This is a genomic window from Desulfitobacterium sp. THU1 (assembly GCF_038181555.1).
Taxonomy (GTDB): Bacteria; Bacillota; Desulfitobacteriia; order Desulfitobacteriales; family Desulfitobacteriaceae; genus Desulfitobacterium.
In genome coordinates, this window is sequence record NZ_JBBWUA010000027.1 from 1 (window position 1) to 17,714 (window position 17,714).

Annotated in this window: 16 protein-coding genes; 8 read left to right on the forward strand and 8 right to left on the reverse strand. The window is 44.3% G+C overall.

Going from position 1 to position 17,714, the window contains the following annotated elements; translation table 11 throughout:
- The first annotated feature begins 144 nt into the window (after window positions 1-144).
- Complete coding sequence (locus AAC978_RS15155; RefSeq protein WP_341548910.1) at window positions 145-591, forward strand: MFS transporter; 447 nt, start codon at window positions 145-147, stop codon at window positions 589-591.
- Window positions 592-665: 74 nt separating this feature from the next.
- On the opposite strand, the gene AAC978_RS15160 is transcribed toward AAC978_RS15155, so the two are convergent.
- A complete protein-coding gene (locus tag AAC978_RS15160; protein ID WP_341548911.1) occupies window positions 666-1,493 on the reverse strand; it encodes a DUF4405 domain-containing protein in 828 nt (275 codons plus the stop codon).
- Window positions 1,494-1,812: 319 nt separating this feature from the next.
- Between AAC978_RS15160 and AAC978_RS15165 the strand changes: the two genes are divergently transcribed.
- Window positions 1,813-3,597: a flavocytochrome c gene (locus AAC978_RS15165; RefSeq protein WP_341548912.1), complete on the forward strand. Its 1,785-nt coding sequence runs from the start codon at window positions 1,813-1,815 to the stop codon at window positions 3,595-3,597.
- Window positions 3,598-3,718: 121 nt separating this feature from the next.
- On the opposite strand, the gene AAC978_RS15170 is transcribed toward AAC978_RS15165, so the two are convergent.
- Entirely contained in the window at window positions 3,719-5,578 is a 1,860-nt protein-coding gene (locus AAC978_RS15170) for a sensor histidine kinase (RefSeq protein WP_341548913.1), read from the reverse strand.
- A gap of 90 nt (window positions 5,579-5,668) precedes the next feature.
- On the opposite strand from AAC978_RS15170, the gene AAC978_RS15175 reads away from it, so the two are divergent.
- Entirely contained in the window at window positions 5,669-6,349 is a 681-nt protein-coding gene (locus AAC978_RS15175) for a response regulator transcription factor (RefSeq protein WP_341548914.1), read from the forward strand.
- Window positions 6,350-6,462: 113 nt separating this feature from the next.
- Here the strand turns inward: AAC978_RS15175 and AAC978_RS15180 are convergent, their stop codons facing one another.
- The 4 genes from AAC978_RS15180 to AAC978_RS15195 all read right to left on the reverse strand — a co-directional run bounded on the left by AAC978_RS15180 (window position 6,463) and on the right by AAC978_RS15195 (window position 8,913).
- Window positions 6,463-7,101, reverse strand: coding sequence for a GOLPH3/VPS74 family protein (locus tag AAC978_RS15180; protein ID WP_341548915.1), 639 nt, complete (start codon window positions 7,099-7,101; stop codon window positions 6,463-6,465).
- The gene (locus AAC978_RS15185; protein WP_341548916.1) at window positions 7,101-7,295 is read right to left on the reverse strand and encodes a hypothetical protein; all 195 of its coding nucleotides are present in this window, start codon (window positions 7,293-7,295) and stop codon (window positions 7,101-7,103) included. The genes AAC978_RS15180 and AAC978_RS15185 overlap by 1 nt, the downstream gene beginning before the upstream one ends.
- A 178-nt stretch (window positions 7,296-7,473) precedes the next feature.
- On the reverse strand, window positions 7,474-8,316 hold the full coding sequence (locus tag AAC978_RS15190; RefSeq protein WP_341548917.1) for an SPFH domain-containing protein: 843 nt from the start codon (window positions 8,314-8,316) through the stop codon (window positions 7,474-7,476).
- Window positions 8,317-8,568: 252 nt separating this feature from the next.
- The gene (locus AAC978_RS15195) at window positions 8,569-8,913 is read right to left on the reverse strand and encodes a cupin domain-containing protein (protein WP_341548918.1); all 345 of its coding nucleotides are present in this window, start codon (window positions 8,911-8,913) and stop codon (window positions 8,569-8,571) included.
- Window positions 8,914-9,174: 261 nt separating this feature from the next.
- Between AAC978_RS15195 and AAC978_RS15200 the strand changes: the two genes are divergently transcribed.
- Window positions 9,175-10,338, forward strand: a complete 1,164-nt coding sequence (locus AAC978_RS15200; RefSeq protein ID WP_341548919.1) for an MFS transporter — start codon at window positions 9,175-9,177, stop codon at window positions 10,336-10,338.
- A 97-nt stretch (window positions 10,339-10,435) separates the two neighbouring features.
- On the opposite strand, the gene AAC978_RS15205 is transcribed toward AAC978_RS15200, so the two are convergent.
- The gene (locus AAC978_RS15205) at window positions 10,436-11,713 is read right to left on the reverse strand and encodes a zinc ribbon domain-containing protein (RefSeq protein ID WP_341548920.1); all 1,278 of its coding nucleotides are present in this window, start codon (window positions 11,711-11,713) and stop codon (window positions 10,436-10,438) included.
- A gap of 256 nt (window positions 11,714-11,969) precedes the next feature.
- On the opposite strand from AAC978_RS15205, the gene argF reads away from it, so the two are divergent.
- Together argF and AAC978_RS15215 are read left to right on the forward strand one after the other, a co-directional pair.
- Window positions 11,970-12,911 (forward strand): ornithine carbamoyltransferase, encoded by a 942-nt coding sequence (gene argF, locus AAC978_RS15210; RefSeq protein WP_341548921.1) that lies wholly within the window; start codon window positions 11,970-11,972, stop codon window positions 12,909-12,911.
- Between the two features lie 172 nt (window positions 12,912-13,083).
- Entirely contained in the window at window positions 13,084-14,289 is a 1,206-nt protein-coding gene (locus tag AAC978_RS15215; protein WP_341548922.1) for an argininosuccinate synthase, read from the forward strand.
- A 36-nt stretch (window positions 14,290-14,325) separates the two neighbouring features.
- Here AAC978_RS15215 and AAC978_RS15220 read toward each other — a convergent pair whose 3' ends face one another.
- Window positions 14,326-14,484, reverse strand: coding sequence for a hypothetical protein (locus AAC978_RS15220; protein WP_341548923.1), 159 nt, complete (start codon window positions 14,482-14,484; stop codon window positions 14,326-14,328).
- Between AAC978_RS15220 and argH the strand changes: the two genes are divergently transcribed.
- Both argH and AAC978_RS15230 read left to right on the forward strand, forming a co-directional pair.
- Window positions 14,483-15,868, forward strand: coding sequence for an argininosuccinate lyase (gene argH, locus AAC978_RS15225; RefSeq protein WP_341548924.1), 1,386 nt, complete (start codon window positions 14,483-14,485; stop codon window positions 15,866-15,868). The two genes, AAC978_RS15220 and argH, sit on opposite strands and share 2 nt — an antisense overlap.
- A gap of 370 nt (window positions 15,869-16,238) precedes the next feature.
- Window positions 16,239-17,690 carry a nicotinate phosphoribosyltransferase gene (locus AAC978_RS15230; protein WP_341548925.1) on the forward strand — a complete coding sequence of 484 codons (1,452 nt, stop codon included), beginning with the start codon at window positions 16,239-16,241 and terminating at the stop codon, window positions 17,688-17,690.
- Window positions 17,691-17,714: the final 24 nt, after the last annotated feature.

Here is a 17,714-nt window from a genome sequence, read left to right on the forward strand (position 1 = left end):
TATCCTATTCATTTTCTCCCCCATAAAGCTATGATTCTTGTTTAATTCAAAATTCATCATAGCTCATCATGGGGAAGCTTGGGAGAAAAGTGTTCATTTTTATTTAACGAAATCTGTTAACTTTATTTTACCGTTTACAACGTAATGGCTGTACTTACGTTTTCAAGCATAATTGGTAGGGTTGGAGTTGGTTTTTTAGCCGATAAAATAGGATGTAAAAGGACTTACTTTTTAACCTTTTGTATGATGGCTTTGGCATTGCTTTGGGGAAAATACACCAATCAATTATGGGGATTTTTTCTTTTTGCCATATTATTCGGGATTGCCTGGGGAGGTCAAGCTGTTTTAAGGTTTACCTTTTCAGCTGAGATGTTTGGTTTGGTAGCTTTGGGTGTTATCACAGGAGTGTTAGGTCTTACTGAGGCGACCGGGGCTGCTTTAGGTTCGTACTTCGCGGGGTTTATTTTTGACTTAGTAGGTAGTTATGATATCATGTTTACTCTTGGTATAGTACTTTCTATAATCGGCGGGGTATTGGCATATTTTATCAAACCGGTAACTGTAATTATTAAGTGTAGCGGTGGGAAATAGATTAAAACAAAGGGACATTTCGCTAGCACTTAATGAAAGATCTGCAGGCGAAATGTCCTCTGACTAATACTTATTTATATCTTTCGAGTTAACCAGCGTTCAATAAGACGAGTAATACCGGCAAAAATTCCGATGATAAGGGTGAAGATCCCAATAACAGCCAAGGAGCTGCTGTCTCTATGTTCTCCTTTTTTCCCGCTTTTAGCAAACTCTTCAGGATCAATACCTTTTTCCCTGAGTTTTTCTTCAAAAGCTTCTTGATCTTCGAAGCCACCTTTTGCAAACTCACGCTGTGCTAAGCTATGTTCACCCGATTCAGCCCAATCCGCTTCGCTACCAATGGCTGGTATTAATTCAGGAAGCTTCGCCTCCAGTTGCGGTGCAACGAGTGAATAGCCTCCGAACACCAGAAGCAGGATTACCGAGAGCTTGGTCAAAGAAAGAGCTATTTGAGATGGTCTACCTTGAAATACCTTCTTAATCTGCCCTTTAATCCATTGCCAGTGAAGCCCAAGGTGAACACCCATGAGGATAAGCGATAAATAGGAACCGAGGATATGTATCTCATGGAGCCAGCGGAGATTCCCGACGTTCAGATTCGGGAATAGAATCTTGGAAATAAGGACTCCGCTGACAACAATAAACGTCATAGCGATTAAAAGTAACACATTGATGATATAGCCTAAGCGAGTTTTTCTAGGCAGACTTTGATCGAAGAGCCTCAAGGTGATCTTTTTGACCCATTGCAGATTAAGTAGAATATGGACAATGAAGACAAAGCCAATTCCTAAGCCGGCAATTTCGTGAAAGGTCAATCCGCCAAAGGAAATCTTCATAAGCAGAACAAAGACGATGTACATCACAATATCTAGGGTTAGTTTTACTAAGTTTTTGGTTTTCAAGATGCGATTCCTCCATAGCAATTAAATTTCCATTGTTTGTATTATGGAGGAGTAAGCTTAAGTTTGACTGAAACTAAACTGAAAGTTTTCTTAAATTTTTTGAAGCTAAAAAAAGAAACCTATTAGGCAAAAGTCAAAACCTGCACAGAAAGCAATAAGTTCCACGCATCAAGTGAAAGTGAATTCTTTAGCGAATCTTTAAACATGGTCCTTGATAATTATTGTACAATTGTTTTAAGCACAGTGATCAAGTGCTTGTGAAGAAACGATTGAAGCGCTCTAATCGGCTAAACTATTTCAGGAAGGCTGGGAAAACTGTATGACTAAGAAAATGAAGAAAATGCTTTCACTATTTCTTTGCATAGCCATGTTATTCACTTTGACTGCGTGTTCGAGCTCTGCAACAAGTAATGCAGCAAAAGACACTGGAAAAGAAGAAACAAGTGATGGACTATCTTTTACTCCGGGTACCTATGTAGCAGAAGCTCCTGGACGTAATGGGATCTTAAAGCTGGAAGTTACTGTCGATGAGAGTAAGATTCTTTCGGTGAAAGTTCTTGAGCATAGTGAAACCGCAAGATTAAGTGATGCTCCAATCGAAGTCATTCCCCAAAAGATTGTGGAAGGTCAGACCCTAAAGGTTGACACCATTGCTGGAGCATCCTTAACAAGTGGCGCAATTTTAGCAGCTGCTAAGGATGCGCTCATCAAGGCTGGCGGAGATATCAACAAGTTGATGAAAGATGTAGCTAAGGAGAAGGTTGAAGTCAAAGATGCCGAAACCGAGATTGTCATCGTCGGTGCTGGAGCATCAGGAATGATTGCTTCTATCAAAGCTGCAGCCGCGGGTAAAAAAGTTATTCTAGTAGAAAAAATGGGCATGCTGGGTGGTGGAGACACCATGATGGCCTCCACACTGCTTAATGCAGCAGGCTCAAGTGTGCAAGAAAAACTCAACATCCCTAATAGCTCTGCCGAGGATTTCTATAAGCAATTAGATGGGATTGCCACACAAAAGAAAATGCCTGCTGATCGGACTACTCTTAAGACTTATGCGGATCGCAGTGGGACCATGGTGGATTGGCTCGTCGAGTTGGGCGTACCCTTTGGCCGAATCACCAACACCTTCCAACACAAAATCGAAGATGGTAGTGCCCCTGGAACCCACATCGTCACTGCCTTATCTAAAGAATTAGATCGACTGAACGTCGATTACAGACTGAATACCAAGGCGACCTCTATTATTATGGAAGATGGTAAGGCTACCGGAATCGAAGTGGAAACTCCCGATGGCAATTATAAGATTAAGGCCAAAGCTGTTATCATGACCACAGGTGGTTTCTCCAATAATCCGGAACTCCTTGCTAAATATAATCCTACCTGGTTAAACAGACCTACCACAGGTTCCGCTTCTTTAACTGGTGATGGAATCATTATGGCTGAAAAAATCGGTGCGGCACTTTATAATATGGATCAAGTTAAAGCCAACTACCTTGCCCATATCATCGATGATGGCTCCGCTGTATCCCTAACAGCTATTAACAACCATACCGTGTTGATCAATCATGATGGCAAACGCTTTGTGAATGAAGATCATGGCTCCATCAACTACAAATCAGAGCAAATGATGAAACAAAAGGGTTCTGAAGCCTACGCTGTTTTTGACCAAACGGTCATTGAAGACCTCAAGTTAATGAAGGGCTATAATGACTCCGGCTATTTCATTTCTGCTGACACTCTCGAAGAGCTAGCTGACAAGATTGATGTGAACAAAGAAAACTTCCTCAAGACCATGAAGGACTACCAAACCTATGCGACCACTGGTGTGGATAAGGAATTTGGCCGCAAAATCTCCGACCCCATTGATAAATCGAAGTACTATGCTGCTCTGGTAACACCTTCCATGCAAAGTACCTACGGTGGTATCAAAGTCGATAAGACAGGACATGTCATCAGTACCGAAGAAAAAGTCATTCCTGGTCTCTATGCTGCAGGATCGACTTCCGGTCATGGTGCTGCTGCAGGTGAAGTCGGCTATGCCCTCATTGTAGCGGTAGTATACGGTGATGTAGTAGGAGAAGCTGTCGTAGCTGATCTTAAGTAAGTATTTTACACGATCAAAACCTATCAAAAATTAATCCCTAGGTAATCTATCTTGCGAATGCGATCTATAAACAATGAAACCTCTAAAACTACCAAAAGTAGTGATAGAGGTTTCATTAGTATTACTCATGTTCCCCGATCTGTTCCAGCGGTAAGATCACTGTGAAAGTTGACCCGTTGCCCACTTCGCTAAAAACACGAATTTCACCTTGATGAGCCTTAATAATTTCAGAAGCAATGGATAAACCAAGCCCTGAGGATTGGGAATTGTCTCCTTGCTTACTGTAATAATAGCGGCTAAAGATTTTTGGCAAATCCTCCGAATCGATGCCAAGACCAGTATCCTTAATTTCGATGACGGCGTTCGACCCCTCACTGTGTAGAGTAAGGGACACTGTGCCGTTTTCAGGAGTGAATTTAAGAGCGTTAGAGATTAAGTTTTCCAAGACCTGCTTAAGGCGAAAGGCATCGCCGGTGACACACACGTCCTTCTCAAGATAGCTGGATAATTGGATGTTCTTCTGCTGAGCAGCATTCTGAGAACCCTGGAGAACAGTAGCACACAAAGAATCCAGCCGCACCCGGAATTGGGTAAAGGTTATGCCGCCTTCTTCTAATTTCGCGATAAGAAGTAAATCTTCGGTGAGGCGACCGAGATAATCCAGTTGGTTTTTAAGGGTGGATAAGAGGATGGAATTTTTTTCGGTGGATACCCCTAACATGTCCGCTGTTCCTTGGGCATTAAAAATAGGAGTGCGCAAATCATGAAAGATATTGGCCATCATACTGTGTTTTTTTCTTTGTTCTTCTTGAATTTTAACATTAGCTTTTTGTAGTTCTTGAGTACGGAGCATCACCTTAGCGTCTAGATTGGCATTGGCTTCTTCAAGCTTGAGAACCAGTTGGTCGGCCTCATTAAATTTTCGAGCAAAACGGCTATTGATGACAAACATGCAGGCAAAGGCGAAGATCATACCACTGAATTGAGGGATGTAGTAGTAAAACATAGCGATAGAAGGGAGGAAGTGCCCCAGCTCCACAAAACGGAAAAATTCGCGCAGGCCTTCCCGCAGGGCCGTCCCGATCAACAATATATAAGAATCCGGTCTTCCCTTGGCGCTTCCAACGATGACGGCGTAAGCTGAGGGAAGGGCGAGGGAATAGGCAATGTGCTCAAATAGATAATCCAGTCCAAAATAATCGAGCAGCAAAAGCAAAACAGTCAGGGCAGTGATACCGGGTGCCCGAACCAGCATATTCCAACGGCCGGGAAGGTGTATGTCCATAAGCATGAAGCAAAGGGCCATCGAGAATACTATGCGGAAAATGCGCACCAGATCAGTGAGGGAGCGAAATTCTATGATCGCATAGTTCGAATTAGAAAGAGCAGAGATTAAAGCAGTAAACGCCAATGCCATAAGCAGGAGTAGATATTTCTCACTGGGCTTTTTTATATAAAGCGATAGACTATAGATGATAATCAGTAAGTAGATGCCTAAGGTGAGCATGTTCATCCCGTGAGCAAACAGCATATCTCGTTCAGCATTTTCCTTCGTAGCCAGCATCATCTTGGTTTCGAAGGAATGGGCGGGTGATTGCAGATGAAGATCAATCGTTAAGGTGCCATCGTCAGCGAACTTGTTTACCTGAAGAGGGATTTGATGGACCCGTTGGTATGATGTATTACCGTCATAGGCATAGGCAAGGGAGCCATCAACCACCGCTCGAATCGCGCCGACATCTGAGAGCACCAAGATGAGCTCAGGCGTTTCGTTAGTGATATTAAAGTGAAGGAAATAAGAGTCACCACTCATCTGTTGACTTTTCAAGTCAGATATAATGTAACTGCGATCTTCGATATCCGCAGGGATTAGTGAGCCTGAATAAAGAACAGGTGTCTGGCTCGTCCAGAGACCTGGAAGCAGAAGGGATAAGGCGAATATCATGATAAATAAGAGGAGAGAAAGGGTGAACTTGCGCATAGAATGTGCCTCCATTAGAATGAAAATATACCAGCCTTGAAAAGATGAATTTAAATAAAGATGGAGTTTCAATTAAGAAGGTGAATAATAGTGTATCACATTTTATTGGTAGAAGATGACCCGACAATCGCCGATATTGTTCGGTTTTATCTTGCCAAGAACGAAGAGTATAGTGTTCATTGGGTAAAGGATGCCCAAGAGGCTTTGGCTGCCGCCGATGAACGCGTTGATGTTATACTGCTTGATATTCTTTTGCCTGGTGTGGATGGCATGGAAATTTGTGCTCAACTCCGCCGGCGGTTGTATTGCCCGATCATATTTATCAGTTGTCTTGATGATGAGGAGACTATAGTCAAGGCCTTGCGTCTTGGAGGGGACGACTATTTAGTCAAACCCTTTAAATGCTCAGTATTGCTGGCACGCATAGAAGCGAATCTCAGACGCATGCAGCGGAGCAATCCTCGAGCAGAAGAGATGCTAGCGTCCGGTGATTTGATCTTAAATACTAATACTCATTCCGTTAAAAAGGGAATCGATATGATCTATTTATCTCCTACAGAATTTCAAATCCTTTACTTCTTAATGAGAAATAAAGGTACTGTCTTAGAGCTCGAAGAAATATATTTTTTCATATGGCAGCGCCCTAGTTATGGTGATGTGCGCACGGTCAGTGTTCATGTGAGTAATCTACGTAAGAAAATCGAAGATGACCCATTGAAGCCTAAATATATTAAGACGGTGCGTAAAATCGGCTATATGTTTGATAACTAACTTAATAATGCATTTATCTATATAATGTGTCAATGAGAGAACGCTCCACAGCCAAGGCTTGGAGCGTTCTCTCATATTATCTGATAGCTTTTACAAATTCGGGTAACTCAGTCTTAATTTACAGCTACAAAGGTCGCGGTATTTTGCATCTGGATAGACTTCTTAACGGCATTCGCTAAGATATCCTCTTTGGTCAGCTCCTTGGCTCGGCGTTTAGCTTCTTTACGATCTTCTTTGTCAAAGAGGTAAGGGAGTAGACCGCTGGCATAAAGCAAGCCGATAAGTCTTACGGTACGCTGACTCGGTTTTTCTCCTCGGATAAGGGCCTGATGAATTCGCTCAACAATATCTTTTTTGACCCGAGTATCCCGGACGGGATAACGGGTAGTGGTAAAGATGAAGAACTGCTTTTCTTCTTCTCGCACCAGAGCTTTATCTACCATTTCTTCAAGAAGTCCTTTTCGTAAGCCCTTCAAGGAGCCACTCAGTTTTCCTACCCAATGCTCGGGGGAGCGTTGACGCTTGCTGGAATGGAGTCGACTGAGGGCTAGATCAAGCCGTGAATTATTTATCGATCTGGAATCAAGAACGCTCAGAATCTTTTTATCCACCGCAATGCGTTGATGGAGTTCTAACTCCATGAGGATAGCTCCCGAGAGGCAATAGTTTATAACCGTACTGGCGGTAAAAGAAAAATTGCCTTTGTCTTCGTTGAGGGAGAGGAGAAGAATTTCTTCCATGAGGCTTAACATCAGCTATCGCCTCCTTCGTCAGGTGTTCCGGTATCTTTATCCTTATTCAGGCGTCCCGCTTTACGAGCAGATTCTCGAAGCAAAAACTCGATATGAGCATTGACACTTCTGAATTCATCGATAGCCCATTTTTCAAGGGCATTATAAAGTTTAGGGTCAAGTCGTAAGGCGAATTGTTTTTTGGGCATGCTCATCAACACCTGTCTTATTTCAAAGATCAGAGACCAGAGGCCAGGGGTCGGAAACTAAAGGCCGGAAGCTAGTGGCAGGATGGCAGAGATAACTCTCTGAACTCTGATCTTATATTATTGTGTTTGCTTTGGGACAGGGATCGGTCCCTGTGGTTCTGCTATTACGGTTCCCTAAGGATCATCAGTAGAGAGTACCTGTATTAATGACAGGCTGGGCAGAACGGTCAGAGACGATAGCCACCAGCAGATTATTGATCATAGCGGCTTTGCGCTCTTCATCCAGCTGCACTACGTTATCCTTTTCCAGACGTTCCACTGCCATTTGAACCATACCCATAGCCCCCTCGACAATGATCTGACGGGCATCCAGTATAGCATTCGCTTGTTGACGTTGGAGCATGGCGCCGGCGATCTCAGTAGCATAAGCTAAGTGCGTCAGACGTGCTTCCATAACTTCGACTCCTGCAACCTTGAGGCGCTCCTGGAGCTCAATAGTGAGTTGCCCCGCTACTTCTTCGGAATTGCCACGTAAGGAATAGCCATCGGAGCGAACATTGTCATAGGGGTAACGGCTGGTCACATGACGGAGTGCCGTCTCGCTTTGGATCTCGACGAACTGCTCATACTTATCCACATCAAAAATGGCTTTGGCAGTATCCACGACCTTAAAAACGATAACAGCCGCGATCTCAATGGGATTTCCCTCCACATCATTGACCTTTAGAGTTTTACTGTTGAAGTTACGGACCCGCAAAGAGACGGATTTACGCATGGAAAGGGGAATAGTGAGCCAGAGACCAGGTTCGCGAATGGTCCCCGTGTAGCTACCAAAAAAAGTGACGACATAGGATTTGTTGGGCTGAACCACAACAATCCCGCTGGACAAAAGCAAACCAATAAGAATCAGGGCGCTTCCTACGATAAACTGAGTCTGGAATATAAGTGCGATGCCTGCGACGATTAAAGCCAAAAAGATAACCACAGCAAGATAACCATTGAGTACCCAAGCCTTTTTTTCTTTCATACTGGACAGCCTCCTTTGACTAAAATAGTCAAATATTATTTCGATAGTAATATGATATCACTGTTATAATAAAATGTAAACAGTTTTAACAAAAATTTTTCATGAATTATAGTACAGTTTGTCTATAAGACAAACTATAGTTGAAATGAAGCGTATTTACACAAAAAAACCCGGCGTAGCCGGGTTCTCTTACGGTATATCAATCATAAAAGCGCGGATTGCAATATGCCGGCTTTGTGGACGTTGCTTCACTTAACCTTCATTGATAATCAGCGCCATCATAACAAGGTCGTCATCGGTAGGATTCTCAAGGCCATGGTGTTCGCCCACTTGAATCACGCAGACATCTCCGGAGCTGACTTCGGTTCTCGTCCCATCATGATCAGTAAAGATACCTTTGCCGGAAAGGATGTAGTAGGGCTCGGTGTTGCCGACATGCTGATGATAACCAATACTACTATGGGGCTTAATCGTAACCTTCGCATACACATTGGCATGCCCCATCAATTCCTCCTTACTCAAGATATGAGAAAATACCACGCTTCCTTCGCCCCCACGAGCATTATGTACAGTTTCATCCATCGTTTTTCTGATCATTTTATATCCTCCTTCATAAGGTTATATACTTCAGAATAACCCGACGTGATCTAAAAGTAAACTGAGTAAACCCAATAGTCTTTTCGAGGATATTTGTAAAGAGATGTCCATTCGTAGGGCCATAGTTTGTCTCCTATAGCTTTTTTCATATATAGTAGATAATAAAAAAGGGAATAGTGGAATGGAGAACAAATATGGTATAGTAAACTATGTGAATTAATTATTTTACAAAATACCCGTACATATATGGAGGAGGTTCTTATGAGTAGACGAACGCTAAAATTTGGGGTGCTCGCCGTAAGTGCCATGGGCATGGGAGCCATGGTCACAAATCCAGTCCTAGCCGATATTATGAAGGCCTTCCCAGATATTGATCCGACAACTATTATGCTGATTTCTGGGCTGCCGTCCTTATTTGTTGTTATCTTTGCACCGATCTATGGAAAACTAACTCAATATTTACCTAAGAAAACCCTTTTTGCCATAGCGTCTCTGTGCTTTGCCGTGGGTGGAATCATGCCTGCTTTCCTAAGTAATTTCACGCTTATATTAGCTATGCGTTGTCTACTGGGAGTAGGCCTTGGTTTTCTCTTGCCCATGGCAGCAGATTTAATCTCAGACTTCTTTGACGGGCACGAAAGAGAGACTATGATGGGATTTCAATCAGCCTTTACAAGCATCGGTGGCATTATGTATCAATTGGCAGGAGGATTTCTCGGCTCCTATGGCTGGGATTATGCTTTCTATGCCTATATTATCGGTGTGATCATCTTCTTTGCCGTTCACTTAACTTTACCGGAACCAGAGCGCAAGGTTATTCCTCAAGGTGAAAAGATGAAAATGCCCAGTCGTGTGTATACCAGCTTTTTTTCCTTGTTCGCCTTTCAGATTATTTTGTTTATCCTCATGAACAACGCAGCAGTCATGCTTGATGGGGAAAAGATGGGTGATGCAGCTTCCATCGGCTTAGCTTTAACCCTGATGACAGTCGGTGGTTTAATTGGCGGTTTTTTTGCTGGGAAAGTCATGCGTATTTTAAAAGAATACACCTTTTCTATACTATACCTCCTCTGCGCAGCCGGCTTTGGCATTGGCTACACCTCCCACACCCTTCTCCAGTTTTTTGTCGCAACTACGATGATCGGTCTATCTATGGGTGTTTTAGTACCTTCTTATTGGGTTAAGCTTTCGGTGTCGGTCCCACCGCCCTTGGTTGCCCTGGCCATATCGATTGGCGTTAGTGCCATGAACATTGGTGGCTTTGTTCAGCCCTATGTGTATGCTGGGATCAGTAAGCTCTTCGGTCTCCAAATCGGCAGGGATTCTTTTTTAGTGGCCATAGTGGCTAGCCTGTTCATGGCTGCCTTCGTTTTTATTGATGCAAAGGCTTCGCAAAAAGCCAGCACTCCAAAAGGAGTTGCCTAAAAGAAGACCACATAAGAGTAGAGTTCCTTTTATGACAAGAAGTTAGTAATGAAGAAAGAGCTGCACTATCAAGGCAGCTCTTTTGGTGTCTCAGTTCTCATAATTTTGTTCCGCACTGCGAACAATAGCTGGCACCTTCACGTGTCTTCCGACCGCAGGTTGGGCAGAAGTTCGCTGTATCCTCTGATTCTACCGGTAACGGTATGCGGGGATGAGATGGGTTATATGGGGAATCATAAGGAGATTCGGGTGAGCTATAAGGATCCTTAGGAGGAGTATAAGGATTGCTTGGGGCTGGATAGGAAGCTATAGGCACATCGGGTGCATCAGGTTTGTTGGGCGGTGATTCTGGTGCAGCACTTGAAGGTGCGTCAGTAGGTTTGTTTCCTTCATAGGCCGGATGGTATCGTGAATCAGTGGAGACAGTAAAAGGAGAGGTTTCCGGCCGGAGTACTGGAGTCGTTGGATCATCGTATAGATTTCCGATAGGCTTTTCCTCTTCCTCAAGGGTGAACACCCAAACGACGGGGAGAATCATTAAAAAGGGAGTAACAATTAAGGAGAGAATCAGCCCGACATCCGATGCGTTGTTATCAAACAAGCCAATCAGAAGTTGAATACCCAATATGGTTAAAAAGGCTCCCCACAGGGGTCCCATATGGCGACGGTAGAAGCTCCAGCTTTCTTTAAAGGCCTGTCCAAAGGGAAGATGAAGCTGGGTTAACATTCTGTAAGGTGCAGATGTAATCCAAGGAGCCAGAAAGATTCCTAAAGCAACAAACACAAGCATATAGATGATCGCGAACGAAGCCATAGCATACTCAGACTGGAATCTCATCGCAATCACTATTCCTAAACTAAGCATAACAATGGACATCAGCATGAGAATAGCGGACCAACCAAGAATTCGAGCAAAGCCCTGAAATCGGATATCCCGAAATTGGGCCTTCTCAACGTAGGCTTTTTTTGTTAAATGAAAGACTCCGGCTTGGAAGAAAGAAGCCAAAAGTATACTCAGCAAAACAAGCAGGGCAATCGACAGCAGGATGGTGGGCGCCATATTCATAAAGGGTGCCAATTCTTCAAGGTAAGGGGCTAATTCCCCGAAAGAGCCATCACCAAAGCTGGGGCCATAGCCAAAGTTCGTCATGGAGTCATAGCCCGGTGGAACTGGAACCGTGGGGTCTATATAGGGGCTAGAAGGGAAGGATGAACTGAACTCACCCGAACGGAGGACAGGCATGATTGCCGCCGCGATGGATAGGGCAGCCATGATGGAGCTTATAATTATAAAAATAATGTAAAAGCCAAAAAGAGGGAGAGCCATTCTCTTAAAGGTTTCGATGGTTTTTTTCATACGGTCGGTCCAACTCAAGTAAACCCCACCTTTCAGGAACGTTTTAATACTTATAATTATTTTACATGGGGGATGACATTTTGAATAGTACATTTATAGAAACTTTACGCTTACCTTATGTGATTCAGAAGATGCTTATACTATAATTAAAGTGCTGGGAATATTTAAGCTGGAAGAAATATTACAGTAAGAAAAGCGAAAAAGGATGTTGTATTTTTATACATTGTTTAGTATAATAATTCATATTAAATAAAGCTAGGAAGTGGGAGATGCAATGCTGGTTTTAGATAAGGAGCATTTTGTTGGACGAGATTTTATCTGTCTAAAAGACTTTACGCCAGAAGAAATTATACATATGTTAAAGGTTGCTAAAGCCTTAAAAGAAGAGAGAAAAGCGGGTATTCCCCATCCGGTTCTGCAGGGAAAAACCCTAGCCATGATTTTTACCAAGTCATCTACACGCACACGGGTTGCCTTTGAAGCGGGTATGATTCAATTGGGAGGACATGCCTTGTTTTTGAGCAACAGGGATATTCAAATCGGCCGTGGGGAACCTATCAAAGATACCGCTCGAGTCTTATCTCGAATGGTGGATGGAATCATGATTCGAACCCATAGTCATCAAGATGTCATTGAGTTAGCTCAGTATTCCCAGATCCCCATTATCAATGGTTTGAGCGATTTTCTCCATCCGACCCAGGTTCTGGCTGATCTGCTCACCATCCAAGAACATAAAAATCGTCTGGAAGGCCTAAAGATGACATACATTGGAGATGGTAACAACATGGCACATTCTCTAATGTTTGCCGGAAAAATGGGCATGCATGTCGTCATTGCTTCACCTGCTGGCTATAAGCCAGATCCCCAAGTAGTAGCCACTGCTCAAGAGCAAGCCAAGAAGAACGGTGGACTAGTGGAATGGATGGAGGATCCTCTTGCCGCAGCCAAGGAGGCAGATGTGCTCTATACGGATGTTTGGGCCAGTATGGGTCAAGAAGAAGAGTCCCAAATCCGCATGAGGGATTTCCAAGGGTATCAAATTAACGGAGAAACCATAAAAGCAGCAAAATCCGACACCATCGTCATGCATTGTCTTCCTGCCCATAGAGGTGAGGAAATTACCGAAGAGGTCTTAGAAGGGGCACAGTCCGTTGTTTTCGATGAAGCAGAAAACAGGCTCCATGCTCATAAAGCAATCATGGCATTATTGCTGTAAAAGGCAGGAATTTAGGATTTGGTAAAGAATTAGTATAGGTTAAGTCGATAAATACTCAGCTAGAATCTAACCTCCACTCGGAGTCAGATTCATTAGCTAAGTGTTTAATAGGTGTTTTCCATATCTGAGTAAGAGTTTGCTATATCTGAGTTATGAAAGGAAGTTATCCTCAATGAAAAAAGTAGTGCTTGCGTATTCCGGGGGATTAGATACCTCGATCATTATCCCTTGGTTAAAAGAAAATTATGGTTATGAAGTAATTGCTATGGCTGCTGATCTCGGACAAGGTGAAGAACTGGAGCCTCTCCATGAAAAAGCTATTAAGAGTGGAGCCAGTAAATTATATATCGAGAATCTCCAAGAAGAATTTGTTACCGATTTTATCTACCCGACCTTAAAAGCTGGTGCAGTCTATGAAGGTAAATATCTATTAGGTACCTCCTTTGCTCGTCCCTTAATCGCCCAGCGCTTAGTGGAGATTGCAGAGAAAGAAGGGGCTGTGGCTATCGCTCATGGTGCCACAGGAAAAGGGAATGACCAAGTTCGCTTTGAACTGGCAGTAAAGGCCCTTAACCCTGATCTGGAAATCATTGCACCTTGGCGGATCTGGGATATCAAATCCCGGGAGGATGCCATTGATTATGCGGTGGAGAGAGGGATTCCCGTCCCTGTTACGAAAGATCGCCCCTACAGCATGGACCGCAATGTCTGGCATCTCAGTCATGAAGGCGGTGACCTAGAAGACCCCTGGAACGAGCCTAAGAAGGATCTCTATCTCCTTGGAGTTTCACCCGAGGATGCGCCGGATCAAGCGGAATATGTGGAGTTGGATTTTGAACAAGGTATCCCCGTCTCCCTCAATGGCGAGAAGCTAGGCCCTGTTCAGCTGTTGGAAGCCCTCAACGCGATAGGTGGCAAGCATGGCATCGGTATTGTTGATATGGTTGAAAACCGACTGGTAGGCATGAAGTCCCGGGGTGTTTATGAGACCCCAGGTGGAACCATCCTCTACACTGCTCATCAAGCGTTGGAGCACTTGACCCTAGATCGTTTAACCCTTCACTATAAAGAACAAATTGCCCTGAAATATGCCGAACTTGTGTATGATGGCGTCTGGTATTCACCTTTGCGGGAAGCCTTGGATGCGTTTGTCGATGTCACCCAGAAAAATGTCACAGGCACCGTGCGCCTGAAACTATACAAAGGCAACTGCAGCCTAGCAGGCACTAAGTCTCCTTATTCTCTCTATAGTGAGGAGTTCGCCACCTTTGGACGAGATGGCGTTTACAATCAAAAGGATGCTGAAGGCTTCATCAACCTTTTCGGCCTTCCCCTTAAAGTCAGAGCGCTTATGGAGAAAAAGTCAGGGTTGAGATAACAAAGATCAATGCAAAAAGCGCCCTCAGGGCGCTTTTTACACTTTGCCAATTTCCTCATTAACAAAGAAAATAGCATTGGCAATATCGCAGAAACACAGCGGAAACGTAACAGAAACATCACTGACGATACCACTGACAATATCATTAACAATATCACTAGAAAGTTGCCAATTAAGAAAGGAAGGAATACACATGAAACTTTGGGGTGGCCGTTTTGAAAAATCCACTGATGCTTTGGTGGAGGATTTCCATTCTTCCATATCCTTTGACCAGCGCTTATATAAGCAGGATATTCAGGGCAGTATAGCCCATGCACGGATGCTTGGGGAGATCGGGGTCTTGACCTCGGAAGAAACGCAGCAGATCATCGAGGGTCTTAAAGGCATCTTAACGGATATCCAAGCCGGAAAGATCGAGTTTGAAATCGGGGCCGAGGATATTCATATGAATGTTGAAAAGCTCCTGACAGAACGGGTAGGCACCGTAGGTAAGAAAGTGCATACGGGAAGAAGCCGTAATGATCAAGTAGCTCTGGATCTGCGTCTTTTCCTCCGGGAAGAGATCGATCACACGAAGGATTTATTAGTGGCGCTTCTGCGCACCATTCTTAACCTGGTCAAGGAACACCAAGAAACCTGGATGCCCGGTTATACTCATTTGCAAAAAGCCCAACCGATCACCTTTGCTCATCATATGATGGCTTATGCCCAAATGCTTCTAAGGGACTTGGGCCGCCTCCAGGATACCCGTAAGCGCCTCAACGTATCCCCTCTAGGCTCGGGAGCTTTGGCTGGTACGACCTTTCCCCTTAAGCGAGAAATGGTAGCCGCGGAGCTGGATTTTGACGGGATTACTTGGAACTCTCTTGATGGAGTCAGCGATCGGGACTTTGCTTTGGAGTTCCTCAGTGCCGCCGCCATCATCATGATGCATCTTAGCCGCCTCTGTGAGGAGTTGGTGCTTTGGTCGACTGGAGAATTTCAATTCGTCATCATGGATGATGGCTACTCTACCGGATCGAGCATTATGCCTCAAAAGAAGAATCCTGATGTGGCAGAATTGGTCCGTGGCAAAACAGGTCGTGTCTATGGAGATTTGATGGCTCTGCTCACCGTCATGAAAGGGCTACCTCTGGCTTATAATAAAGACATGCAGGAGGATAAGGAGCAAGTCTTTGATGCAGTGGATACCTTGCAAAAGTCGCTCCTAGTAGTCGAACCCATGCTGAGAACCATGAAGGTCAATAAAGAGGCTATGGCAAAGGGTGCTAAGGGCGGTTTTACTAATGCTACCGATCTAGCTGATTACCTAGCCAAAAAGAATGTTCCCTTCCGGGAAGCTCATGAAATCGTGGGTAAGCTAGTTCTTTACTGTTCAAAGAGAGGCTGTGGATTAGAAGATCTAACCTTAGAGGAGCTTCAAGAGCAGTCTTCTGTGTTTGAGAAGGATCTCTTTACCAGCATAGGCATTGAATATTGTGTCCGCCAGCGGGATATTCCCGGCGGTCCCTCCCCAACACGTGTCGCCCAAGCCATTGCTTGGACCGAAGACGCCCTAGCACAATTGACCAATAAGTGATGAAATCAGCTAGTCTTCTGCCGCTAGCTTAAGTGAGTTGTCTATAATCAGTGGATAATGTGTATAACTTTAAAATCTGTGGATAACCTCAGGAAATACCTATACCGGGTATAGAAAAGTCTAACAAACTCCTGGAAAAACTGGGTTACAAGTTCTAATGAGCATAAAAAACATAATTAGCCTGTGCATAGTGTGGACAACTCTGTGGATAACCTCCGAATAAGTTGCTTATTGGGGTGGGTAATTCTGTATAGTTTTTTCTTTGTTGTGGACAAACTGAGGAAAGATAGTATGACCTAAGTCGAGTTTTTAAGGGTGGGGGATCAGTAAGATAGAAGTAAGCTGGTGTTCAAGAAGGGGGAGGATTTAAGTGCGTGATGTGGCGCTACTGACGGATCTATACCAACTGACCATGATGCAGGGCTATTACCAACATGGCTATGAGGATAAGGATGCAGTTTTTGATTTGTATTTTCGCAAAATTCCTAGCGGCGGCGGATATGCTATTGCTGCAGGATTAGAGCAGGTTGTGGAGTATATTGAAAGTCTGCAGTTTTCCGAGGACGATCTGGATTACCTCAAGGGGTTAAATTTATTTACGGAGGATTTTCTTAAGGTTTTACAGAATTTCCGCTTTAATGGGGATATCGATGCCGTGCCTGAAGGAACGGTAGTGTTTCCTTATGAGCCAATTCTGCGGGTGAAAGCAAGGATTTCAGAGGCTCAGTTGATCGAGACGGCACTCTTAAACATCATAAATTTCGAGACCCTAATTGCTAGCAAGGCTTCCCGGGTGGTGGCTGCTACCGGTGGGGGTAGTGTCATGGAATTTGGCCTTCGACGTGCCCAAGGACCTGATGCAGGAATAATGGGCTCGCGAGCAGCTTTTATCGGAGGTTGTCAGTCGACTTCTAATGTGTTGGCAGGAAAAAGATATGGGATACCCGTTTCCGGAACCCAAGCCCATAGTTGGATTCAATGCTTCCCAAGTGAAGTAGAGGCCTTCCGTGCCTATGCGCGCACCTTTCCGGATCAGTGCTTGCTGTTAGTCGATACCTATAATGTTCTCAAATCAGGGGTCCCCAACGCCATTAAAGTGGGCCTGGAGCTGGAGGCAGAGGGGCATCGTTTCTTAGGAATCCGCATTGACAGCGGTGATTTAACTTATCTATCACGCGAAGCCCGCAAAATGCTTGATGCTGCAGGCTTGAAGCATGCTAAGATTGTGGGCTCTAATGACTTGGATGAACACACTATCACGGCTATCCGAGCTCAGGGAGCGACTATCGATTCCTGGGGTGTGGGAACCCATTTGATTACATCAAAAGATACGCCTGCTTTGGGCGGAGTGTATAAACTAGCTGCGGAAGGGAAAGATGGGTTATTCGAGCCGCGTCTTAAGGTCTCCGAGAATATCAGCAAGATTACCAACCCCGGTATTAAGAAGATCGTACGCTTTTACGATCAACAAGGGAAAGCCATGGCTGATCTCATTGCTTTAGAAGACGAGCAATTTCGAGAGCCCTTGACTATCTTTGATCCCATCCAGACCTGGAAGCGGAAGACCCTCACTAATTTTAAGACTCGAGAGCTTTTGGTACCGGTTTTCCGAGGAGGCAAGCGGGTCTACGACCTTCCGAACCTCAAGGAGATTCAAACCTATGCTCAAGGGGAATGTGCTAGCTTGTGGGATGAAGTAAAGCGCTTAGTCAACCCGCATCACTATATCGTGGACCTATCCCCTAAGCTTTTCGAGCTAAGGCAGTCCTTATTGCTAGAGATTAGTAATTCAGTGGAGAAAGTAAGCGAAACCATGAAATAGGCACTATCAGAGTGACCGCTATCG